General features: G+C 56.6%; 17 protein-coding genes. 13 read left to right on the top strand and 4 right to left on the bottom strand.

What is annotated here, in order from left to right:
* Window positions 1-27: 27 nt before the first annotated feature.
* The 3 genes from B498_RS19370 to queF all read right to left on the bottom strand — a co-directional run bounded on the left by B498_RS19370 (window position 28) and on the right by queF (window position 4,162).
* Window positions 28-1,323 (bottom strand): HAAAP family serine/threonine permease, encoded by a 1,296-nt coding sequence (locus tag B498_RS19370; RefSeq protein WP_008499642.1) that lies wholly within the window; start codon window positions 1,321-1,323, stop codon window positions 28-30.
* 515 nt (window positions 1,324-1,838) lie between these two features.
* Entirely contained in the window at window positions 1,839-3,203 is a 1,365-nt protein-coding gene (ppnN, locus tag B498_RS19375; protein ID WP_008499641.1) for a nucleotide 5'-monophosphate nucleosidase PpnN, read from the bottom strand.
* A 116-nt stretch (window positions 3,204-3,319) separates the two neighbouring features.
* Window positions 3,320-4,162, bottom strand: a complete 843-nt coding sequence (queF, locus tag B498_RS19380; RefSeq protein ID WP_008499640.1) for an NADPH-dependent 7-cyano-7-deazaguanine reductase QueF — start codon at window positions 4,160-4,162, stop codon at window positions 3,320-3,322.
* A 69-nt stretch (window positions 4,163-4,231) separates the two neighbouring features.
* Here queF and syd point away from each other — a divergent pair, with 69 nt between their 5' ends.
* The 8 genes from syd to B498_RS19420 all read left to right on the top strand — a co-directional run bounded on the left by syd (window position 4,232) and on the right by B498_RS19420 (window position 12,586).
* Window positions 4,232-4,777: a SecY-interacting protein gene (gene syd / locus B498_RS19385; protein ID WP_008499639.1), complete on the top strand. Its 546-nt coding sequence runs from the start codon at window positions 4,232-4,234 to the stop codon at window positions 4,775-4,777.
* A 632-nt stretch (window positions 4,778-5,409) separates the two neighbouring features.
* On the top strand, window positions 5,410-5,739 hold the full coding sequence (locus tag B498_RS19390) for a YqcC family protein (RefSeq protein WP_008499638.1): 330 nt from the start codon (window positions 5,410-5,412) through the stop codon (window positions 5,737-5,739).
* Window positions 5,736-6,512: a tRNA pseudouridine(65) synthase TruC gene (truC, locus tag B498_RS19395; RefSeq protein WP_008499637.1), complete on the top strand. Its 777-nt coding sequence runs from the start codon at window positions 5,736-5,738 to the stop codon at window positions 6,510-6,512. Before B498_RS19390 ends, truC begins: the two co-directional genes overlap by 4 nt.
* 24 nt (window positions 6,513-6,536) lie before the next feature.
* Window positions 6,537-6,986, top strand: coding sequence for a flavodoxin (locus B498_RS19400; protein ID WP_008499636.1), 450 nt, complete (start codon window positions 6,537-6,539; stop codon window positions 6,984-6,986).
* 334 nt (window positions 6,987-7,320) lie between these two features.
* Window positions 7,321-8,676 carry a galactarate/glucarate/glycerate transporter GudP gene (gene gudP / locus B498_RS19405; RefSeq protein WP_008499635.1) on the top strand — a complete coding sequence of 452 codons (1,356 nt, stop codon included), beginning with the start codon at window positions 7,321-7,323 and terminating at the stop codon, window positions 8,674-8,676.
* A complete protein-coding gene (locus tag B498_RS19410; protein ID WP_008499634.1) occupies window positions 8,676-10,016 on the top strand; it encodes an enolase C-terminal domain-like protein in 1,341 nt (446 codons plus the stop codon). Before gudP ends, B498_RS19410 begins: the two co-directional genes overlap by 1 nt.
* 15 nt (window positions 10,017-10,031) lie before the next feature.
* Window positions 10,032-11,369, top strand: a complete 1,338-nt coding sequence (gene gudD, locus B498_RS19415) for a glucarate dehydratase (protein ID WP_008499632.1) — start codon at window positions 10,032-10,034, stop codon at window positions 11,367-11,369.
* Between the two features lie 77 nt (window positions 11,370-11,446).
* Entirely contained in the window at window positions 11,447-12,586 is a 1,140-nt protein-coding gene (locus tag B498_RS19420) for a glycerate kinase (RefSeq protein WP_008499631.1), read from the top strand.
* Window positions 12,587-12,675: 89 nt separating this feature from the next.
* Here B498_RS19420 and barA read toward each other — a convergent pair whose 3' ends face one another.
* Entirely contained in the window at window positions 12,676-15,435 is a 2,760-nt protein-coding gene (barA, locus tag B498_RS19425; RefSeq protein ID WP_008499630.1) for a two-component sensor histidine kinase BarA, read from the bottom strand.
* A gap of 57 nt (window positions 15,436-15,492) precedes the next feature.
* Here barA and rlmD point away from each other — a divergent pair, with 57 nt between their 5' ends.
* From rlmD to eno, 5 genes are all read left to right on the top strand, one after another.
* On the top strand, window positions 15,493-16,791 hold the full coding sequence (gene rlmD / locus B498_RS19430; protein ID WP_008499629.1) for a 23S rRNA (uracil(1939)-C(5))-methyltransferase RlmD: 1,299 nt from the start codon (window positions 15,493-15,495) through the stop codon (window positions 16,789-16,791).
* A gap of 51 nt (window positions 16,792-16,842) precedes the next feature.
* Window positions 16,843-19,074 (top strand): GTP diphosphokinase, encoded by a 2,232-nt coding sequence (gene relA, locus B498_RS19435; RefSeq protein WP_008499628.1) that lies wholly within the window; start codon window positions 16,843-16,845, stop codon window positions 19,072-19,074.
* A 65-nt stretch (window positions 19,075-19,139) separates the two neighbouring features.
* On the top strand, window positions 19,140-19,931 hold the full coding sequence (gene mazG / locus B498_RS19440; RefSeq protein ID WP_008499627.1) for a nucleoside triphosphate pyrophosphohydrolase: 792 nt from the start codon (window positions 19,140-19,142) through the stop codon (window positions 19,929-19,931).
* 223 nt (window positions 19,932-20,154) lie between these two features.
* Window positions 20,155-21,792 carry a glutamine hydrolyzing CTP synthase gene (pyrG, locus tag B498_RS19445; RefSeq protein ID WP_008499626.1) on the top strand — a complete coding sequence of 546 codons (1,638 nt, stop codon included), beginning with the start codon at window positions 20,155-20,157 and terminating at the stop codon, window positions 21,790-21,792.
* Between the two features lie 82 nt (window positions 21,793-21,874).
* Window positions 21,875-23,173 carry a phosphopyruvate hydratase gene (gene eno, locus B498_RS19450; RefSeq protein WP_003862715.1) on the top strand — a complete coding sequence of 433 codons (1,299 nt, stop codon included), beginning with the start codon at window positions 21,875-21,877 and terminating at the stop codon, window positions 23,171-23,173.
* Window positions 23,174-23,189: the final 16 nt, after the last annotated feature.

Raw genomic sequence — 23,189 nt, 5'->3', positions numbered from 1 at the left:
GCCGTCCGGGGACGGCGCGGGTGAGAATCAGAACATGGTGTACAGGGAGTAGAAGATCGCAGAGATAGCGATAAGCCCCATGATAACCACAAAGACGTTGCTGACATGACCGCTGTACTTACGCATAGCAGGGACTTTCTGAATCGCGTACATCGGCATCAGGAACAGAATCATCGCGATGACCGGGCCGCCCAGGGTTTCAATCATGCCCAGGATGCTTGGGTTCAGCGTCGCTACCGCCCAGGTGGTGAGCAGCATGAACAGTGCAGTGATTTTGTTCAGCTTGTTGATTTCAATGCTCTTGCCTTTACCGCGCAGAGATTTGATCACCATACCGTTGAAGCCTTCACGTGCGCCGAGGTAGTGGCCCAGGAAGGATTTGGTGATGGCGATCATCGCGATGATCGGTGCCATCCACGCAATCAGCGGTGCGTTAAAGTGGTTCGCCAGGTAAGACAGAATTGAGATGTTCTGCTCTTTCGCTGCCGCCAGGTCCGCCGGGGAGAGGCTCAGTACGCAGCTGAAGACGAAGAACATAACGGTCAGCACCATCATGATGTGAGCGCGTGCCAGGATGCTGGAGCACTTCTTCTCTGCGCCATTACCGTACTCTTCACGTTTCGCCACGGCGAAAGAGGAGATGATTGGGGAGTGGTTGAAGGAGAAGACCATTACCGGGATCGCCAGCCACAGGGTCATCAGCAGGCCGTTACCGGTTGCAGACGCGCTGCTCAGGGACAGGGTTTCCAGCGCTGCGCCGTTCCACTGTGGGATCAGGTAGCAGGCCAGCAGCATCAGTGCGGCTACAAACGGGAACACCAGTACGCTCATCGCTTTCACAATCATCTGCTCACCGAAGCGCACGATGGTCATCATGCCGACAATCAGGATCAGAGACAGGATGGCACGCGGTGGCGGCGTCATGTGCAGCTGGTGCAGCATGAAGCTTTCAACGGTGTTGGTGATCGCCACGCTGTAGACCAGCAGGATAGGGTAAATCGCGAAGAAGTAGAGCAGGGTAATCAGTTTACCTGCGCCCACGCCGAAATGCTCTTCAACCACTTCAGTGATGTCTTCGCCCGGGTTTTTACCGGACAGCACGAAGCGGGTCAGACCGCGGTGTGCAAAGAAGGTCATCGGGAAAGCAATGATAGCCATAATGATCAGCGGAATCAGACCGCCGACGCCTGCGTTGATAGGAAGGAACAGTACACCAGCGCCGATTGCCGTGCCGTAAAGGCCAAGCATCCACATGGTATCCGTTTTGCGCCAACCACTTCGGGATTCAATCGAAGCAACGGTGCTGGTTTGAGTGGTTTCCATCTGTATCTCCTGGAGGAAGCAAATTGTCAGGTTTTTAGTCAAATCCGATGAAAAAGTGCCTGACGGTAATATGAAATTCGTTCAGTGACGGTTTTTTAATAATTTTCGCCCGTAACTATTGGCGGGCGGAAAGATACATTCTCGTTATGAATCTATCAGTGATCGCGATCCCAAATGCAATAATCCACTTATGATGTGGGCATCTTTAGACCATTTATCTGTTAAAAAAACATCAAAGAGAATTTACTCGCGCGAAGGCTACCACCAACGACATGTGCGCTGAAAGACTGGCCCTTGATATAGGTGTCTTTCGCTGTAAAGAAATGGGTTTTTAGTATTTTCTGGCAGGTAATTTGGATTAAGGCTGATAATTTACGGTTGAAAAATACAGGTAATCGTTTGCGTTTGTGGCGATTTTGTAAAAGATATAAGTGATGCCTATGAATTACATCAGGAATAAAAAAAGCCGGAACGCGCGACAGGGCGACCCGGCTTTGATGAGATGCCGCTAAGCGTTATGTGCAGATTTCGTAGCAAGGAATATAGGCGGAGCCCGGCAGCTTCATGCGGTGCTGGGCGACAAAGCCCTGCAGCATGTCATCCATGCGGCGCATCATCTCCGGGTCGCCGTGGATCTTGTACGGACCGTACTGCTCAATGGCGCGGATACCGACCTCTTTGACGTTGCCCGCCACAATCCCGGAGAAGGCGCGACGCAGATCGGCGGCCAGGACTTCCACCGGCTGGTCCGGGTAGAGTTTCAGGTTCGCCATGTTCTCGTGTGAAGGCTCGAACGGGATCTGCAGGTCCGGCGCAATGCGGATTGACCAGTTAAAGCTGTAGGCATCCCCGGTATCGCGACGGTTCTCCTTCACCAGCGGCATCGCTTTTTTCATCTGGCGCGCCACTTCCGCAGCATCGTCGATGATGATGCGATAGTGACGACGCGCGGCTTCACCCAGCGTGTGTACGATAAACTCGTCCAGCACGCGGAAGTAGTCGGCGCTCTCTTTCGGCCCGGTCAGGATCAGCGGCAGGACCTGATCTTTGTTGGCCGGGTTCATCAGAATACCCAGCAGATAGAGCAGCTCTTCCGCTGTCCCCACGCCGCCCGGGAAGATGATGATGCCGTGGGCGATACGAACAAACGCTTCAAGACGTTTTTCGATATCCGGCATGATAATCAGCTCGTTAACCAGCGGGTTAGGTGGCTCAGCGGCGATGATGGACGGCTCGGTCATGCCGATAAACCGTCCCTCTTTGTAGCGTTGCTGCGCGTGACCCACTGCGGCACCTTTCATTGGCGCTTCCATCGCACCCGGACCACATCCGGTACAGATATTCAGCTCGCGCAGGCCAAGCTGGGTGCCCACCCGACGCGCATAAAGGTATTCGGTTTCGTTAATGGAGTGACCGCCCCAGCAGACGACCATGTTCGGCGCTTCACCCACGTGCAGGGCACGGGCGTTGCGCAAAATAGAGAACACCAGGTTGGTGATATGGACCGAGCTTTCCAGGTCGAGATGCTGGAAACGGCCTGCGTTGTGGATCTGCCCGTTAACAAACAGGATGTCACGCAGCACGGCAAACAGGTTAGCCTGAAGTGAACGGATGATGCGTCCGTCGACAAACGCCTCTTCCGGCGGGTTGATGACTTCAAGCTTCACGCCGCGCTCGCGGCGTAGCACGTTGATATCAAAGCTTTCGAAGCGGGACAGCAGTTCTTTACTGTTGTCTGTCAGGCTTCCGGAGTTCAGAACGGCAAGTGAACAGTTACGAAACAGTTGATAAAGATCGCTGCTGGCCGTGCGTTTAAGCATGTCCACTTCCAGCTGCGACAACATATCCATTGAGCCAAGCGGGCTAATATGTGTAATCAAGTGAGCTCCTTACGGGACGATTATCGTCTTTCCCTGTTGATTACAATAGCCCTGCCGCGTGACGTTTCACAACCTAAAGCGCGGAAGATACCGCGCATATTGTGAAAATATTTATATTACTGACGCACCAGCCGGCCCGTCGCAGGCACAAAATCGGTGTTGGTGCGCCACGGGTTGATGTCCAGGCCGCCGCGGCGGGTGTAGCGCGCGTAAACGCTCAATTTTTCTGGCTGGCAGAAGCGTTGGATATCGCTAAAGATGCGCTCCACGCACTGCTCGTGGAATTCATTGTGATGGCGGAACGACACCAGGTAGCGCAGCAGCTTTTCCCGGTCGATTTTTGGCCCGCAATACTGGATCTGCACCGAGCCCCAGTCCGGCTGGTGGGTAATCAGGCAGTTGGATTTCAGCAGATGGCTCACCAGCGTCTCTTCAACCACCTTGCCGCTCGCCGCGTTTTCGAGGTAATCGGCGCTGAATTCATAATTCTCCACCTCGATATCCTGATCGTCGATGCAGGTCCCGTTGAAGTGGGCGACCGGCTGGCCTTCCAGCTCGTGCAGGCGATACAGTGAAACGCTCACCTTACCCTGCGCGCAGGCGCTTAAATCACGTTCCAGGGTGCGCTGAACGTCGTCCCAGCTGTTGAATTTGGTCTGGTTAAAACTGTTGAGATAGAGCTTAAAGCTTTTGGACTCGATGAGATTCACGCTGGCATAGTCCAGCTCAACGTGTCCCACCGCCACCTGCGGCAGGCCGCGCGCGTTAAGCCACGAGAGTTCGTACAGCGTCCAGATATCGCCACCCACGAACGGCAGCGCGTCCGCGTGCAGTCCCAGAGGGTCGCGGTTCAGGCTACGCGGCACGCCCTGCAGCAGGCTTGCATCGTAGGTATCGCGGTAATCGGTCGATTTACCCAGCGTTAAGCCGGTTAACGCCTGATGATTTTCGTAAGACATGTTTCATAGCCACTTTACAGGTACACTTATGGCCTGAGTTTATCCTGTCTGACAAGAAGAGAGAAATCGGTGGACATCGAAACTGCAAATGCCCTCACTACCTTCACGACCCGCTACTGCGACGCATGGCATGAAAAGCAGGGCACGTGGCCGCAAAGTGCTGATTTATATGGCGTCCCTTCGCCGTGCATTATCTCTTCGCTTGAGGATTACGTGATCTGGCAGCCGAAGCCGAATAACGGTGAGCAGAATGTAAATGCGGTTGAACGGGCAATGGACATTGTGGTACAACCAGCGGTTCATGCGTTTTATGCCACGCAGTTTGCTGGGGATATGCCCGCGCGCTTTGCGGACATGACGCTGACGCTGTTGCAGACCTGGAGCGAAGACGATCTGCAGCGTGTTCAGGAAAACCTGATTGGTCATCTGGTCACGCAAAAGCGCCTTAAGCTTTCTCCGACGCTCTTTATTGCCACGCTGGACAGCGAACTGGACGTTATCTCCGTCTGTAACCTGTCAGGCGAAGTGATTAAAGAGACTATCGGTACCCGCAATCGCGAGACTCTCGCCCCTTCTCTTGCGGATTTCCTCACCCGACTTGAGCCTCTTCTGTAATCCATGCTGCTACAGCGCGTGTGAGAGATCTCTTACAAGGTTTGTGAGAGATCGCTGGAACATTCAGTATTACCTCATTAAATTCAGATTAATATCACTCTATTTTTCAACGAATTAGTTGTTCCTCCTATTATTTTTAGGGAGTCCCCGCGTCTTACAACGCTGGCTGAGTGGGTTGTAAGACGAAGCGGAATAGCGGATTCTATCTCCGTCGACAGGAAGCCGACACGAGAAACGAACATCAGGATGATGGCGTTTCTCACACAGGACTCGTCAGGATGGCGCAGCAGGAAGGCTTCTGGATGAAGCGAAGTGGATAACGCAGGATGCGTAAGGGACACCTCCAGGAAGGAGAACGAGAGCCGGTCAGGATGGTCGGTGGGTCAGGAAGGCCAGGACGTTTCAGGATGAAACAAACACGTCAGGAAGATGTGTGCAGGATGCGAAAGGTAGACGGATGACCAGGCCTTCGGGCTTCAGGAAAAGTTGTCACGGATGAGCAGGGAGCACGAATTGTAGCTGGAATGCTGCGGAACGAACCGGGAGCACTGTTTTTACAGTGCTCCCTTTTTTTATTTCTGCCTTTCGCAATGCTATGCTGCGCGCCGTTCACATTTTCAGTTGAGGTTACTATGACGCAACACGATAGCGTTCGTGCTCAGTTGCACGCCATCGAAGCCCTTTTGCGCCAACATCAGCTGTGGCAGGAGACCGCGCCGCAGCCAGAAGCGTTCACCAGCACCCAGCCTTTCTGCCTGGATACGCTGGCGCCTTTCGAGTGGCTGCAGTGGGTGTTAATTCCGCGCATGCACGCCCTGCTTGAGGGGGGGCACCCCTTGCCGCAGGCGTTTGCTGTCTCTCCCTATTATGAAATGGCGCTCGAAGCGACGCACCCTGCGCGCGACGTCATGCTGGTCGAACTGGAAAAGCTGGATGCCCTGTTTGCCGGTGAAGATGCATGACGCTTGAGATCCTCTATCAGGACGAGTGGCTGGTGGCGGTGAATAAACCGTCAGGCTGGCTGGTGCACCGCAGCTGGCTGGATCGCGACGAGAAAGTGGTGGTGATGCAGACCGTTCGTGACCAGATTGGTCAGCATGTGTTTACCGCCCATCGCCTCGACAGGCCGACCTCCGGCGTGCTGCTGATGGGGCTTTCCAGCGAAGCTGGCCGTCTGCTGGCCCAGCAGTTCGAACAGCACCAGATCCAGAAGCGCTACCACGCGATCGTGCGTGGCTGGCTGACCGAGTCCGCCACCCTGGATTATCCGCTGGTGGAGGAGCTGGACAAAATCGGCGATAAATTTGCCCGGGATGACAAAGGCCCGCAGCCGGCCGTGACGGATTATCGCGGCATGGCAACCACGGAAATGCCGGTGGCCACCAGCAAGTTTCCGACCACACGCTACAGCCTGGTCGAGCTTCTGCCGAAAACCGGGCGCAAGCACCAGCTGCGACGCCATCTGGCGCATCTGCGCCACCCGATTATTGGCGACAGCAAACACGGTGATTTGCGCCAGAACCGCAGCGCGGCCGAACACTTTGGCTGCCATCGTCTGATGTTACACGCAAGCGAGCTGAGCCTGACGCACCCGTTTACCGGCGAGCCGCTGACTCTCCGCGCGGGGCTGGACGACGTCTGGATGCAGGCGCTGTCACAGTTTGGCTGGCTGGGACAACTCCCCGAAAATGAAAGGGTTGAGTTTGCCTCGGGCAACGTTCAGGATGAAGAGTAAGCGCATTCACTATGGGAAAATAGCATGGCTGAAGTAGGCATTTTTGTCGGCACAATGTACGGCAACTCGCTGCTGGTTGCGGAAGAGGCGGAGGCGATTCTGGCAAGCCAGGGTCATAAAGCCACGGTCTATGAAGACCCGGAGCTGGCGGACTGGGAAAAGTATAAAGATAAATACATTCTGGTGGTGACCTCCACCACCGGGCAGGGCGATCTGCCGGACAGCATCGTGCCGCTGTTCCAGGGCATTAAAGACCAGCTTGGCTATCAGCCAGACGTTCGCTACGGCATCATCGCCCTCGGCGACAGCGCTTACGCCAACTTCTGCGGCGGCGGCAAGCAGTTCGATGCGCTGTTGCAGGAGCAGAGCGCCCAGCGCGTCGGCGAGATGCTGCTGATTGATGCGGGTGAGCACCCGGAGCCAGAAAGCGAATCAAACCCGTGGGTGGAGAACTGGGCCTCACTTCTCAAATAACACTCTGCCCGGCGGCGCTTCGCTTGCGCGGGCCTGCGGGTTTTCCAGGCCGGGTCAGGCGTAGCCGCCACCCGGCATTACACCCCGCACCAAACGCCATTTCCGTGAACCACCTTCCACTCCTCTGGGCTTATGCCCTAAACAACCTCCCTCACGCCCTTTAATACTGTGTTTTTGCACGGTGAGGTGAAGAGGCACTCCTTCATATACTTTTCCGGTCACGATAAAACGGCTTCAGGCCGTACCAAAACGACAAAAACCAATCTCATTCTGCTTACCCTACCGGTGCTGTACAGAATGAACCAGGCGAAAGCTATGTTTCAGGAGTGCAACAATGAGTTCATTAAGCCACGCAGCGAGCAGCGCTGAAAAGCGCACCAATGCCCGCTACTGGATAGTGGTGATGCTGTTTATCGTCACGTCCTTTAACTATGGTGACCGCGCCACGCTGTCGATTGCCGGCTCGGAAATGGCAAAAGATATCGGCCTTGATCCCGTGGGCATGGGTTACGTTTTCTCCGCCTTCTCGTGGGCCTACGTCATCGGGCAAATTCCTGGCGGCTGGCTGCTCGACCGCTTTGGCTCGAAACGGGTCTACTTCTGGTCCATCTTCATCTGGTCTGCCTTTACCCTGCTGCAGGGCTTCGTCGATATCTTCAGCGGCTTCGGCATTATCGTCGCGCTCTTCACGCTGCGCTTCCTGGTGGGCTTAGCGGAAGCGCCTTCCTTCCCGGGCAACAGCCGCATTGTGGCGGCCTGGTTCCCGGCTCAGGAGAGGGGAACGGCGGTGGCGATTTTCAACTCCGCACAGTACTTCGCGACGGTGATCTTTGCGCCCATTATGGGCTGGCTAACCCATGAGGTGGGCTGGTCGCACGTGTTCTTCTTTATGGGCGGACTCGGGATCGTCATCAGCTTTATCTGGCTGAAAGTGATCCACGAACCCAACCTGCACCCTGGCGTAAACAAAAAAGAGCTGGAGTACATCGCTGAAGGTGGCGCGCTGATCAACATGGATCAGAAATCCTCGACGGCGAAAGTGCCGTTCAGCCAGAAATGGGCGCAGATCAGGCAGCTTGTCGGATCGCGCATGATGATCGGGATCTATCTGGGCCAGTACTGTATCAACGCCTTGACCTACTTTTTCATCACCTGGTTCCCGGTGTACCTGGTGCAGGCACGCGGCATGTCGATTCTGAAAGCGGGGTTTGTTGCCTCGGTCCCGGCCATCTGTGGCTTCGTGGGGGGCGTGCTCGGCGGGGTCATTTCCGACTGGCTGATGCGCCGCACCGGTTCCCTGAACATCGCGCGTAAAACGCCCATCGTGCTCGGCATGCTGCTCTCCATGACCATGGTGTTCTGTAACTACGTCAATGCCGAGTGGATGATTATCGGCTTTATGGCGATGGCCTTCTTCGGCAAAGGCATTGGCGCGCTGGGCTGGGCGGTGATGGCGGATACGGCCCCGAAAGAGATCAGCGGCCTGAGCGGCGGTCTGTTCAACATGTTCGGCAACATCTCCGGGATTGTGACGCCCATCGCTATCGGCTACATCGTCGGTACCACCGGCTCTTTCAACGGTGCGCTAATCTACGTGGGTGTGCATGCGCTGGTGGCGGTCCTGAGTTACCTGGTGCTGGTGGGGGATATCAAACGCGTCGAACTTAAACCTGTTGCGGAGCGTGGCTGATGACAACGCAATCGAGCCCTATCGTCACCGAGATGAAGGTCATCCCGGTGGCCGGACAGGACAGCATGCTGCTCAATATTGGCGGCGCCCATAACGCCTGGTTTACCCGTAATATCGTCGTGCTAAAAGACAGCGCAGGGAATACCGGCGTGGGCGAGGCCCCTGGCGGAGAGGTGATTTACCAGACGCTGGTCGATGCCATTCCGCTGGTGGTGGGGCAGGAGATTGCCCGTCTGAACAAGGTGGTTCAGCGGGTGCATAAAGGCAACCAGTCGGCAGACTTTGAGACGTTCGGTAAAGGTGCCTGGACGTTTGAACTGCGCGTCAATGCGGTCGCCGCCCTGGAAGCGGCTCTGCTTGATTTACTGGGTAAGGCGCTCAATGTCCCGGTCTGCGAACTGCTGGGGCCCGGCAAACAGCGCGATGCGGTCACCGTGCTGGGCTATCTGTTCTACATTGGCGATCGCAATAAAACCGATCTCCCCTATCTGGCTCGATCCACGGGCGATCACGACTGGTATCGCCTGCGCCACCAGGAAGCGCTCTCCAGCGACGCGGTGGTGCGGCTGGCCGAGGCGGCGCAGGATCGCTACGGCTTTAAGGATTTCAAGCTGAAGGGCGGCGTGCTGCCCGGCGAGCAGGAGATTGAAACGGCTCGGGCGCTGAAAAAGCGCTTCCCGGATGCGCGGATCACCGTCGATCCCAACGGCGCATGGCTGCTGGATGAAGCCATTAGCCTGTGCAAAGGGCTGGGGGATGTCCTGACCTATGCGGAAGACCCCTGCGGCGCGGAACAGGGCTTCTCGGGCCGCGAAGTGATGGCCGAGTTCCGTCGGGCCACCGGGCTGCCGGTGGCGACCAATATGATCGCCACGAACTGGCGCGAAATGGGCCATGCGGTGATGCTCAACGCCGTCGACATTCCGCTGGCGGACCCGCACTTCTGGACGCTCTCAGGCGCGGTCCGCGTGGCGCAGCTGTGCGATGACTGGGGACTCACCTGGGGCTGTCATTCGAACAATCACTTTGATATTTCGCTGGCGATGTTTACCCACGTTGGCGCCGCTGCGCCGGGTAACCCGACCGCCATCGACACGCACTGGATTTGGCAGGAAGGCGAAGCCCGCCTGACGAAAAATCCGCTGGAAATCATCAATGGCAAGATTGCCGTACCGGATGCGCCGGGCCTGGGCGTGGAGCTGGACTGGGATCGGATCCAGAAAGCCCATGAGGCGTATAAAAAATTGCCGGGCGGCGCGCGAAACGATGCGGGCCCGATGCAGTACCTTATTCCCGGCTGGACATTTGACCGTAAGCGCCCTGTTTTCGGACGTCACTGATAAAAGGATTACACGATGAGTACTTTTACGACCCCTGTCGTCACCGCCATGCAGATCGTTCCGGTTGCGGGCCATGACAGCATGCTGATGAATCTGAGCGGCGCGCACGCGCCGTTCTTCACGCGCAACATTGTCATTATCAAAGACAATGCCGGTCATACCGGCGTGGGTGAAATTCCGGGCGGGGAGAAGATCCGCAAAACGCTGGAGGACGCCATTCCGCTGGTGGTGGGCAAAACGCTGGGTGAGTACAAAAATGTCCTCAACACCGTGCGTAACACCTTTGCCGATCGCGATGCCGGGGGCCGGGGTCTGCAGACCTTCGATCTGCGCACCACTATCCACGTGGTGACAGGCATTGAAGCCGCGATGCTGGATCTGCTGGGCCAGCATCTGGGCGTTAACGTTGCGTCGCTGCTGGGCGAGGGGCAGCAGCGTAGTGAAGTGGAAATGCTGGGCTATCTGTTCTTTGTCGGCGACCGCAAGCTGACGCCACTGCCGTATCAGAGCCAGCCGGATGAACAATGCGACTGGTACCGGCTTCGCCACGACGAGGCAATGACCCCGGATGCGGTGGTGCGCCTGGCGGAAGCGGCATACGAAAAATATGGCTTCAACGATTTCAAACTGAAGGGCGGCGTGCTGGCCGGGGAAGAAGAGGCGGAAGCCGTCACCGCGCTGGCAAAACGTTTCCCGCAGGCGCGCGTGACGCTCGATCCGAACGGGGCCTGGTCTCTCAATGAAGCGATTGCGATCGGCAAGCAGCTGAAAGGCGTGCTGGCCTACGCGGAGGACCCGTGCGGGGCTGAGCAAGGCTTCTCTGGCCGTGAAGTGATGGCGGAATTCCGTCGCGCTACGGGGCTGCCGACCGCGACCAATATGATTGCGACCGACTGGCGTCAGATGGGGCACACCTTATCCCTCCAGTCAGTCGATATTCCGCTGGCTGACCCGCACTTCTGGACGATGCAGGGTTCGGTTCGCGTGGCGCAGATGTGCCATGAGTTTGGCCTGACCTGGGGTTCGCACTCCAACAACCACTTCGATATCTCGCTGGCGATGTTCACGCACGTCGCCGCCGCTGCGCCGGGCACGATCACTGCTATCGACACCCACTGGATCTGGCAGGAAGGTAATCAGCGTCTCACTAAGCAGCCGTTTGAGATCAAAGGTGGCATGGTGCAGGTGCCTTCCACGCCGGGGCTGGGGGTTGAGCTGGATATGGATCAGGTCATGAAGGCCCATGAGCTGTATCAGAAACACGGTCTGGGCGCGCGCGACGATGCGATGGCGATGCAGTATCTCATCCCTGACTGGACATTCGACAATAAACGCCCGTGCATGGTACGATAAACGCATTGGGACCGCTCCCATGAGCGGTCTTTTACGTGGTGTATGCTTAACGTAACAACTATGCGTAAGGATGGCTTATGAAAATTGTTATCGCACCGGACTCGTATAAGGAAAGTTTGAGTGCGCTTGAGGTTGCGACAGCGATAGAGCGTGGTTTTCGCGAGATCTTTCCCGAGGCGGTTTACGTGAAGCTGCCGGTCGCGGACGGTGGCGAAGGGACGGTTGAGGCGATGATCGCGGCAACGCAGGGAAGCATTGTGCATGTTCCGGTGACCGGCCCGCTGGGCGAGCGCGTGGAGGGGTTTTATGGCTTGTCCGGTGATAAGCAGAGCGCCTTTATTGAAATGGCGGCGGCAAGCGGCCTGGAGCGGGTTGCGCCTTCGCAGCGTAATCCGCTGAAAACCACCTCCTGGGGCACGGGCGAACTGATTCGTCACGCGCTGGATGCGGGCGTTAAGCATATTATTATTGGCATTGGCGGCAGCGCTACCAATGACGGCGGCGCAGGGATGGTGCAGGCGCTGGGGGCGAAGCTGCTGGACGACAATGAACAGCCTCTTGGGCAGGGCGGGGGCGAGCTGGGAAAACTCGCGCGTATCGACCTGAGCGGGCTGGACAAGCGTCTGGTGGAATGCCGGATTGAGGTGGCCTGCGATGTAACCAATCCGCTTACCGGGAAGGATGGCGCGTCAGCCGTATTCGGCCCGCAAAAGGGGGCCACTCCCGAGATGATCGTCACCCTGGACAACGCGCTTGCGCACTATGCGAGCGTCATTGCCCGGGACCTGGATATCGACGTGCTGAACCTTGCTGGCGGCGGCGCGGCGGGGGGCATGGGCGCGGCGCTCTACGCCTTTTGCGGCGCGCAGCTGCGCCAGGGCATTGAGATCGTGACCGATGCGCTACACCTGGCCGACCAGGTGGCCGATGCGGATCTGGTGATCACGGGTGAAGGCCGTATTGACAGCCAGACGATCCACGGCAAAGTCCCTGTGGGCGTGGCGAAAGTGGCGAAACGCTTTAACAAACCCGTTATCGGCATTGCAGGAAGCCTGACGGCGGACGTTGGCGTGGTACACGATCACGGCATTGATGCGGTGTTCAGCGTGATCTACACCATCTGCTCGCTGGAAGACGCGCTGGAAAATGCCGGCGAGAACGTCAGGATGGCCGCAAGAAATATCGCGGCGGTGCTGAAAGTGGGGCAGGCATTTTAGCTGTGATTGCCGGGTGGCGGCTTCGCCTTACCCGGCCTACGTTAGTGCACCTGTAGGCCCGGCAAGCGTAGCGCCACCGGGCTTTTACCTCAGCTCCCCAGCACCTTCATTGCTTCCCGCGTCACGTTATCCATTTCATCCAGCAGCTCCAGGAACTCCGGTTCAAGCTCCGATTCCGGCGTGCCCGCACGCAGCTGCTGCTCCAGAAGCTGGCAGAGGTTTTTCAGCCGCGGTACGCCGCTGTACCCGCAGCTGCCGTGCAGCTTGTGGATTGCGTCCAGCAGATCTTCCGGGTTTTCACCCACCAGCTGCTCTTCCACCTTGTTGCGAATTTCTGGCAGAAACGCGACCAGCATTTGCAGCATGTCGCGGGCCAAATCGGGTTTACCTGCCGCCTGGCGCAGCGCGAGCTGCCAGTCAAAGGTGGCGTTCTGATTAACGCTTATCTCAGCCTGCTCGCTGGAAACTGTGTACGTTCCGCCAATATGACCCGGCTTGTAGCGCAACAGCAGGCTATGAAGTTTCTCTTCATCGATGGGCTTTGCCAGATAGTCATTCATCCCGGCGCTCAGCAGCTTCTCCTTCTGGCCCGCCATCGCGTGCGCGGTGACAGCAATAACCGGCGTTTGCTGCTGATGCGGCAACTGGTGGATCAGCTCGCAGGCCCGGATGCCGTCCATGCCCGGCATCTGAATATCCATCAGGATTAAATCGAACTGCATCTGCTTAGCTTGTTCAACCGCCTGCGCGCCGCTGGTGCACAGCTCCACATGCTGAACCTGGTCCTCAAGCAATGCGCCAATGAGCTTCAGGTTGGCCGGATTATCATCCACCGCCATCACGCTCATCGGCAATTTTTGCTCATCGTTAATCAGCGGAAGGGCATGCTGGCTAAGACGGCAATATTCCGTGAGGGCTGGCAGCAAACGGGTTGCGGTCAGTGGTTTCAAAAGACACGCGGCCGCGCCGTCGTTTTTCAGTTCTTCCGCGTTGAGCTGCCCATGGCACGGCAGCGCCAGCAGCAGGTAGTCGGTCATCAACGCGGCTTTCGCCAGGCGCTCCTGCTGCATGGTCAACTCGCCGGTGAAGGTGACCGGAATGCCCATCAGCAGAATATCGTAATGCTCTACGGCAAGCGCCGAGAAGGTGGGGCTGTAGACCACCTCCAGCGGCGTGGTGCTTAAGATGTCGAGCGTACACTGCGCCGCCGCAGCGTTAGGTTCAACGTAGGCCAGACGCTTGCCTTTCAGGCAGTCCGTCACCGGGCCATCGGTCAGCACGTTCGGATTAAGGTCCAGATTAATGTGGAACCAGAAGGTTGAACCGCGGTTTGGCTGGCTGTGGAATGAGATATCGCCGCCCATCTCGTTCACCAGGCGCTGGGTGATCACCAGCCCCAGACCGGTACCGCCATGACGGCGGGAGATGCTAGCGTCCGCCTGACGGAACGCCTGGAACAGACGCGACTGGTCGCGCTCCGGAATACCGATGCCGGTATCGCGGATCTGGACTTCAATCTGGACCTTATTGCTGCTGATCGAGCGTTTCTCTACCAGGATGTCGATATTACCGCTTTCGGTGAACTTAATGGCATTCCCGACAAGGTTGGTTATGACCTGCTGCAGGCGCAGCGGATCGCCAATAACGTTATCCGGCACGTCGTTTTTAATGTTAAGCGTCAGCTCCAGGCCTTTGTCGTGCGACGAGTGCGCGAGCAGCGTCACCACTTCATCCAGCGTGCTGCGCAGCGGGAAGGGGATACTCTCGAGGATCAGCTTGCCCGCTTCCAGCTTGGAGAAGTCCAGCACGTCGTTAATGATCGCCAGCAGGTTGTTGGCCGAGCGTTCAATGGTATGCAGGTGATCCCGCTGAGTGGGGTTGAGCTCGCTTTTCAGGGTCAGACGGGTAAAGCCGATCACGCCATTGAGCGGCGTGCGCAGCTCGTGCGACATATTGGCAAGGAATTCCGATTTAATACGCGCCGCTTCCTGAGCGCGCTTTTTCGCCAGATCCAGCTCAACGTTCTGGATCTCCATCTGCTCCAGCGTTTCGCGCAGGTCGGACGTCGCCTGGTCAACGTTGTGCTGCATCTCTTCGTGATACGCCGCCAGCGACATCGCCATCGAGTTGATGCCGTTTTTCAGCATGTCCAGCTCGCCCAGCATAAACCCTTCCACACGGCTGTCGAGCTGTCCCCGGCGGATGCGGTCAACCGTGTTAACCATGTTGCGGATGGGACCCGTCACGTCGCGCATCAGGCGCCAGCCGAAGATCAGCGCAATGCCGATGCAGAACAGCATCATCACGCCGGAAATGAAAATCTCTTTGTACTGCTGTAGCCGGACCGACTTGAGATCCAGCTCCAGCGCCACATATCCCAGCATATTATTGCTGGATTTGGCGTCGGACTGTGCAGACTCATCGGGGGAATAGCTTTCCGACACGATCGGCGTGCGCAGGATCATGATATCGCCGCGCCGCAATACGGTGAGGTGGCGCGGGAACGGCGTACCGTCCGGGATTTTCAGGGCCGCAGGATCGAGATGAAAGTTTGAGGTCACAAACAGGCGGTTATGTTCGTCGTAAACGGAAATGGCGCGTACGATGTCCGAGTGGCGGCGGTGGAGTACGCTGATTAACTGCCCAATGGATTCGCGGTTTTGCAGGTTCATGCCGTACTCGCTGGAGACGGCAAGCGGTTCGATAATACTGGCGCCTGCATCTTCCAGCTGTCGCTGCAAATCGTTATAGCGGTGCACCACAAAGAAGATACTCAGCAGCAAACCGATGAGAACGGTGGGGGCGAGGATCAAAATCATCATGCGCGCGCGCAGGCTGTAGTTGGTCATGGCGTTCCGTTATGGGACAATTAAGATAATTATGGTTATGTGAGAAAAATCTCGGCGATGGCGCAATTCTACTCTGCAAAGCGACGCGTGACGACGCGTCAAATCATCACTGTTGAGGCCACGGACCTCGATCCGTTTGGCCAGGGAGTGGCACGCCACAATGGTAAGGCTCTGTTTATAACAGGTTTACTGCCAGCAGAACGAGCAGAAATTACGCTGACGGAAGATAAACGCCAGTTTGCGCGCGGGCAGGTTAAGCGTCGCCTCAGCGATAGCCCGGAGCGTGTGGCACCCCGCTGCCCCCATTTTGGCGTGTGCGGCGGCTGCCAGCAACAGCATGCGAGCACAGAATTACAGCAAAAAAGCAAAAGCCGCGCGCTGGCGCGTCTGCTCAAACATGACGTTAACGAAATTGTTGCCGATGAGCCCTGGGGCTATCGTCGTCGCGCGCGCCTGAGCCTCAGCTATCAGCCAAAAACGGAGCGGCTGGAGATGGGGTTTCGCAAGGCCGGCTCCAGCGACATCGTTGACGTGAAGCGGTGCCCCATTTTGGTGCCCCATCTTGAGGCATTGCTCCCGGAAGTGCGCATCTGCCTCTCCGGGCTGGACGGCGTACGCCATCTTGGGCACGTCGAACTGGTCATGGCAAACAATGGCCCGCTGATGGTGCTGCGCCATACCGCGCCGTTGTCGAAGAAAGATCGCGAAAAACTGGAACGCTTTTCGCATTCCCACGACCTGGCGCTTTTCCTTGCACCACAAAGCGAGATACTTGAACAGGTTACCGGTGAGTCGCCCTGGTATGCGTCAAACGGGCTACGCTTAACGTTCAGCCCGCGGGATTTCATTCAGGTGAATGATGGCGTTAACCAGCAGATGGTGGCGAAAGCGCTGGCGTGGCTGGACGTTCAGAAAAGCGACCGGGTGCTCGATCTGTTCTGCGGAATGGGCAACTTCACGCTGCCGCTGGCGCAAGAAGCGGCCAGCGTCGTCGGTGTGGAAGGCGTTGAGGCGCTGGTGGCGAAAGGGCAGGAGAACGCGCGGCAGAACGGCTTGCAAAATGTGACATTCTTTCATCAAAATCTTGAGGACGATGTCACCCAACAGCCGTGGGCAAAGCAGGGCTTTGATAAAATTTTGCTCGACCCGGCACGTGCCGGTGCCCCGGGCGTGATGGCACATATTATTAAACTCGCGCCAAAGCGTGTGGTCTATGTTTCCTGTAACCCGGCAACGCTTGCCCGGGACAGCGAGGCACTGCTCAGCGCGGGTTACCAGATTCAGCGTCTGGCAATGCTGGACATGTTCCCGCACACTGGGCATCTGGAATCGATGGTGTTGTTCAAGCACATCTAATTTGTTTGGCTTGTCGACTTCGACAGGCCCTGGTCCCTAAAGGAGAGGACAATGGTTGCGGTAAGAAGTGCACATCTCAATAAAGCTGGGGAGTTTGACCCACAAAAATGGATCGCAAGTCTGGGAATTTCCAGCCAGCAGTCGTGTGAACGCTTAACCGAAACCTGGGCCTATTGTCTGCGCACCACGCAGGGGCATCCCGACGCCGATCTTCTCCTGTGGCGCGGCGTGGAGATGGTTGAAATCCTGTCCATGCTGAACATGGACATCGAAACGCTGCAGGCCGCGCTGCTCTTCCCCCTCGCGGATGCGGACGTGGTCAGCGAAGACGTGCTGCGCGACAGCGTCGGAAAATCCGTCGTCGCGCTGATCCACGGCGTGCGCGATATGGCAGCCATTCGTCAGCTCAAAGCCGCGCATACGGATTCTGTCTCCTCAGAGCAGGTCGATAACGTTCGCCGGATGCTGCTGGCCATGGTGGATGATTTCCGCTGCGTGGTCATCAAGCTGGCCGAGCGTATTGCCCATCTGCGAGAGGTGAAGGATGCGCCGGAAGACGAGCGCGTGCTGGCTGCCAAAGAGTGTACAAACATCTATGCGCCGCTGGCGAACCGGCTGGGGATTGGTCAGCTGAAGTGGGAGCTGGAAGATTACTGCTTCCGCTATCTGCACCCGGCGGAATACAAACGGATTGCCAAACTCCTGCACGAGCGCCGTATCGATCGCGAGCACTATATCGAGGAATTTGTCGGCGGACTGCGCCAGGCGATGAAAGAAGAGAACGTGCGCGCCGAAGTCTACGGTCGACCAAAGCACATCTACAGCATCTGGCGCAAAATGCAGAAGAAACACCTCGCCTTCGACGAGCTGTTTGACGTGCGCGCCGTGCGTATCGTGGCGGAGCGTCTGCAGGACTGCTACGCCGCGCTGGGGATAGTGCACACGCACTTCCGTCATCTGCCCGATGAGTTCGACGACTATGTCGCCAACCCCAAACCGAACGGCTATCAGTCAATCCATACCGTGGTGCTTGGCCCTGGCGGTAAAACGGTCGAGATTCAGATCCGCACCAAACAGATGCACGAGGACGCCGAGCTGGGCGTTGCCGCGCACTGGAAATACAAAGAAGGCACGTCCGGCGGGGCGCGTTCAGGCCACGAAGACCGCATTGCCTGGCTGCGTAAGCTGATTGCGTGGCAGGAAGAGATGGCCGATTCCGGCGAGATGCTCGACGAAGTGCGCAGCCAGGTCTTTGACGATCGCGTCTACGTCTTTACCCCGAAAGGGGACGTTGTCGACCTGCCGGCCGGCTCTACGCCGCTCGATTTTGCCTACCACATCCATAGCGATGTCGGGCACCGCTGCATCGGGGCGAAAATTGGCGGGCGTATCGTACCGTTCACCTATCAGCTGCAGATGGGCGACCAGATTGAAATCATTACCCAGAAGCAGCCGAACCCGAGCCGGGACTGGCTTAACCCGAACCTGGGGTATGTCACCACCAGCCGCGGGCGCTCGAAGATTCACGCCTGGTTCCGCAAACAGGATCGAGACAAGAATATCCTTGCCGGCCGCCAGATCCTTGACGACGAGCTGGAGCATATCGGGATCAGCCTGAAAGAGGCGGAGAAATTCCTGCTGCCGCGCTACAACTTCAACGAGCTTGATGAGCTGTTAGCGGCGATTGGCGGCGGTGATATTCGTCTGAATCAGATGGTGAACTTCCTGCAGGCGCAGTTCAATAAGCCAAGCGCGGAAGAGCAGGACGCGGCGGCGCTGAAGCAGCTGCAGCAGAAAACTTACGCGCCGCAGCAGCGCAGCAAAGACAACGGCCGCGTGGTGGTCGAAGGTGTCGGTAACCTGATGCACCACATTGCCCGCTGCTGTCAGCCAATTCCAGGCGACGATATCGTCGGCTTTATCACTCAGGGGCGCGGAATTTCGATTCATCGTTCCGACTGCGACCAGCTTGCCGAGCTGCAGTCCCATGCGCCGGAGCGCATCGTGGAAGCGGTCTGGGGCGAGAGCTACTCCGCCGGCTACTCGCTGGTGGTGCGCGTCACCGCCAACGACCGCAGCGGCCTGCTGCGCGACATTACGACCATTCTCGCCAACGAGAAGGTCAACGTGCTGGGCGTCGCCAGCCGCAGCGATACCCGCGAGCAGCTTGCCACCATCGATATGACCATCGAAATCTATAACCTGCAGGTGCTGGGCCGCGTGCTTGGCAAGCTGAACCAGGTGCCGGATGTGATTGACGCGCGTCGTCTGCACGGCGGCTAAACATCCTCTTCCGTAGGCCGGGTAAGGCAACGCCGCCACCCGGCATTTTTCATCAGGACAGTATTATGACTCAAATCGACCGCCTGCTCGGCATCATGAAACGCCTGCGCGACCCGGAAAACGGCTGCCCGTGGGACAAAGAGCAGACTTTCGCCACCATCGCCCCGTACACCCTTGAAGAGACCTACGAGGTGCTGGACGCCATTTCCCGTGAAGATTTTGACGACCTGCGCGGCGAGCTGGGCGATCTGCTTTTCCAGGTTGTGTTCTACGCGCAGATGGCGCAGGAAGAGGGGCGCTTTAACTTTGACGATATCTGCGCTGCCATCAGCGACAAGCTTGAGCGCCGTCATCCCCATATTTTCGGTGACGCTACCGCAGGAACCAGCACCGAAGTCCTGGCCCGCTGGGAGCAGATCAAGAGCGCCGAGCGGGCAGAAAAATCCCAGCACTCCGCGCTGGACGACATTCCGCTGAGCCTGCCCGCGCTGATGCGCGCGCACAAAATCCAGAAACGCTGCTCCGCCGTGGGGTTTGACTGGACCTCACTCGGCCCGGTGCTGGATAAAGTGCACGAAGAGATTGACGAGGTGATGCACGAAGCGCAGCAGGCAGTGGTGGATGAAGCAAAGCTTGAGGAAGAGATGGGCGATCTGCTGTTTGCGACCGTCAACCTTTCTCGCCACCTGGGTGTAAAAGCGGAAACGGCGCTGCAAAAAGCCAACCTTAAGTTCGAACGCCGCTTTCGCGAAGTGGAGCGGATTGTCGCCTCGCGAGGCCTGGAAATGAGCGGTATTGACCTCGACGCAATGGAAGAAGTCTGGCAGGAAGTAAAGCGCCAGGAATCTGATCTCTAACGAAATTTTGCGATCAAGCGCAATTTGTGTGATTTTTTAAATGACAAGCGCTTGATTTGCGTCAAAAACATTTACCCAAAAGGGGCTATTTTCTCACTCCTTATGTTTGTCATGGCCTGGAATGGAGACGGAGAATGAAAGTTTGTGGCGCTCGCCGTGTTCGGGTATACTACTTTCCCGTCCTGGTTATTCCATCGTTTCACCCTAACTTCTCAGGTTCAGCATGACAACGAACTATATTTTTGTGACCGGCGGGGTCGTATCCTCTCTGGGTAAAGGCATTGCCGCAGCCTCCCTCGCAGCCATTCTTGAAGCCCGTGGCCTCAATGTGACCATGATGAAACTGGATCCGTACATCAACGTCGATCCTGGCACCATGAGCCCAACCCAACACGGGGAAGTGTTCGTTACTGAAGACGGCGCTGAAACCGATCTGGATCTTGGCCACTACGAGCGTTTCATTCGTACCAAAATGACCCGTCGTAATAACTTCACGACTGGCCGCATCTACTCTGACGTTCTGCGTAAAGAGCGCCGTGGTGACTATCTGGGCGCGACCGTGCAGGTTATCCCACACATCACTAACGCCATCAAAGAGCGTGTCCTTGCCGGTGGCGAAGGGCATGACGTTGTGCTGGTTGAAATCGGCGGTACCGTGGGTGATATCGAATCCCTGCCGTTCCTCGAAGCGATTCGTCAGCTGGCGGTAGACATTGGTCGTGAACACGCGCTGTTCATGCACCTGACGCTGGTGCCTTACATGGCGGCGGCAGGTGAAGTGAAAACCAAACCGACCCAGCACTCTGTTAAAGAGCTGCTCTCTATCGGTATTCAGCCTGACATCCTGGTTTGCCGTTCCGATCGCGCCATTCCGGCGAACGAACGTGCGAAAATTGCATTGTTCTGTAACGTGCCTGAAAAAGCCGTTATTTCAATGAAAGATGTCGATTCCATTTATAAAATCCCGGGCCTGTTGAAATCACAGGGTCTGGACGATTATATTTGTAAACGATTCAGCTTGAACTGTCCGGAAGCAAACCTGTCTGAATGGGAACAGGTTATTTACGAAGAAGCCAACCCGGCAGGCGAAGTGACTATCGGTATGGTCGGCAAGTACATTGAGCTGCCGGATGCCTATAAGTCCGTGATCGAAGCGCTGAAACACGGTGGTCTGAAGAACCGTGTCTCCGTGAACATCAAGCTGATTGATTCGCAGGATGTTGAAACGCGTGGCGTTGAAATCCTGAAAGATCTGGATGCTATCCTTATCCCTGGCGGCTTTGGCTACCGTGGTGTAGAAGGCAAGATCGCCACCGCGCGTTATGCGCGTGAAAACAATATTCCATACCTCGGCATCTGTCTGGGTATGCAGGTTGCGCTGATCGAATTTGCGCGCAACGTAGCGGGAATGGAAAACGCGAACTCTACGGAATTTGTGCCAGACTGTAAGTACCCTGTTGTGGCGCTTATCACTGAATGGCGTGATGAAGACGGTAACGTCGAAGTCCGTACCGAGAAGAGCGATCTGGGTGGCACTATGCGTCTTGGCGCACAGGCCTGCCAGCTGACTGACGATAGCGTGGTTCGCAAGCTGTACGGCGAGCCGGTCATCACCGAGCGCCATCGTCACCGCTATGAAGTCAACAACATGCTGTTGAAACAAATTGAAGCTGCGGGTCTGCGTGTTGCGGGCCGCTCCGGGGATGATCAGTTAGTCGAGATCATCGAAGTGCCAAACCATCCGTGGTTTGTCGCCTGCCAGTTCCACCCGGAATTTACTTCAACGCCACGTGACGGGCATCCGCTGTTTGCAGGCTTCGTAAAAGCCGCCAGCGACTACCAGAAGCGTCAGGCGAAGTAAAAAAAGTTAGAACGGCAACGCGTACCTTTGGTACGCGTTGTTTGTCTGGAGTTTTAGTTTAACTTGTACTGAGGAAAATCTAATGTCCAAAATCGTTAAAGTCATCGGTCGTGAAATCATCGACTCCCGTGGTAACCCGACCGTTGAAGCCGAAGTTCATCTGGAAGGTGGTTTCGTCGGTATGGCAGCTGCTCCATCAGGTGCTTCTACTGGTTCCCGCGAAGCGCTGGAACTGCGTGATGGCGACAAATCCCGTTTCATGGGCAAAGGCGTACTGAAAGCGGTTGGCGCTGTTAACGGTCCTATTGCTCAGGCTATCGTTGGCAAAGATGCCAAAGATCAGGCTGGCATCGACAAGATCATGATCGATCTGGACGGTACTGAAAACAAATCTAACTTCGGTGCGAACGCAATCCTGGCCGTTTCCCTGGCGAACGCCAAAGCGGCTGCGGCGGCTAAAGGTATGCCACTGTTCGAGCACATCGCTGAACTGAACGGCACCCCAGGCAAATACTCCATGCCTGTACCAATGATGAACATCATCAACGGTGGTGAGCACGCAGACAACAACGTTGATATTCAGGAATTCATGATTCAGCCAGTTGGCGCGAAATCCCTGAAAGAAGCAGTACGTATGGGTTCTGAAGTGTTCCACAACCTGGCTAAAGTTCTGAAAGCTAAAGGTATGAACACAGCTGTGGGTGACGAAGGTGGCTATGCGCCAAACCTGGGTTCTAACGCAGAAGCACTGGCTGTTATCGCAGAAGCGGTAAAAGCAGCGGGCTACGAGCTGGGCAAAGACATCACCCTGGCGATGGACTGTGCAGCATCTGAATTCTACAAAGACGGTAAATACGTTCTGGCTGGCGAAGGCAACAAAGCGTTCACCTCCGAAGAGTTCACTCACTTCCTGGAAGACCTGACCAAACAGTACCCAATCGTGTCTATCGAAGACGGTCTGGACGAGTCTGACTGGGCTGGCTTCGCATACCAGACTAAAGTACTGGGCGACAAAATCCAGCTGGTGGGTGACGACCTGTTCGTAACCAACACCAAGATCCTGAAAGAAGGTATCGAGAAAGGCATCGTTAACTCCATCCTGATCAAATTCAACCAGATCGGTTCCCTGACCGAAACGCTGGCTGCGATCAAAATGGCGAAAGACGCTGGCTACACCGCGGTTATCTCTCACCGTTCTGGCGAAACTGAAGACGCGACCATTGCTGACCTGGCTGTGGGTACCGCTGCTGGCCAGATCAAAACGGGTTCTATGAGCCGTTCTGACCGTGTTGCTAAATACAACCAGCTGATTCGTATCGAAGAAGCGCTGGGCGAAAAAGCACCATACAACGGTCGTAAAGAGATCAAAGGCCAGGCATAATCGCCTAAGCCTTAAC

The sequence above is a fragment of the Enterobacter sp. SST3 genome (assembly GCF_000286655.1).
In the GTDB taxonomy this organism is placed as follows: Bacteria; Pseudomonadota; Gammaproteobacteria; order Enterobacterales; family Enterobacteriaceae; genus Enterobacter; species Enterobacter roggenkampii.
Note: the sequence above shows the minus strand (reverse complement) of the source record. Positions and strands in the feature narration are given on the sequence as shown.

Bases quoted from the DNA above. Each gene is read 5' to 3' on its own strand.
- B498_RS19370 (WP_008499642.1), bottom strand. From the start codon at position 1,323: ATGGAAACCACTCAAACCAGCACCGTTGCTTCGATTGAATCCCGAAGT.
- queF (WP_008499640.1), bottom strand. From the start codon at position 4,162: ATGTCTTACGAAAATCATCAGGCGTTAACCGGCTTAACGCTGGGTAAA.
- B498_RS19390 (WP_008499638.1), top strand. From the start codon at position 5,410: ATGACGCAACACGATAGCGTTCGTGCTCAGTTGCACGCCATCGAAGCC.
- truC (WP_008499637.1), top strand. From the start codon at position 5,736: ATGACGCTTGAGATCCTCTATCAGGACGAGTGGCTGGTGGCGGTGAAT.
- B498_RS19400 (WP_008499636.1), top strand. From the start codon at position 6,537: ATGGCTGAAGTAGGCATTTTTGTCGGCACAATGTACGGCAACTCGCTG.
- gudP (WP_008499635.1), top strand. From the start codon at position 7,321: ATGAGTTCATTAAGCCACGCAGCGAGCAGCGCTGAAAAGCGCACCAAT.
- B498_RS19410 (WP_008499634.1), top strand. From the start codon at position 8,676: ATGACAACGCAATCGAGCCCTATCGTCACCGAGATGAAGGTCATCCCG.
- gudD (WP_008499632.1), top strand. From the start codon at position 10,032: ATGAGTACTTTTACGACCCCTGTCGTCACCGCCATGCAGATCGTTCCG.
- B498_RS19420 (WP_008499631.1), top strand. From the start codon at position 11,447: ATGAAAATTGTTATCGCACCGGACTCGTATAAGGAAAGTTTGAGTGCG.
- barA (WP_008499630.1), bottom strand. From the start codon at position 15,435: ATGACCAACTACAGCCTGCGCGCGCGCATGATGATTTTGATCCTCGCC.
- rlmD (WP_008499629.1), top strand. From the start codon at position 15,493: ATGGCGCAATTCTACTCTGCAAAGCGACGCGTGACGACGCGTCAAATC.
- relA (WP_008499628.1), top strand. From the start codon at position 16,843: ATGGTTGCGGTAAGAAGTGCACATCTCAATAAAGCTGGGGAGTTTGAC.
- mazG (WP_008499627.1), top strand. From the start codon at position 19,140: ATGACTCAAATCGACCGCCTGCTCGGCATCATGAAACGCCTGCGCGAC.
- pyrG (WP_008499626.1), top strand. From the start codon at position 20,155: ATGACAACGAACTATATTTTTGTGACCGGCGGGGTCGTATCCTCTCTG.
- eno (WP_003862715.1), top strand. From the start codon at position 21,875: ATGTCCAAAATCGTTAAAGTCATCGGTCGTGAAATCATCGACTCCCGT.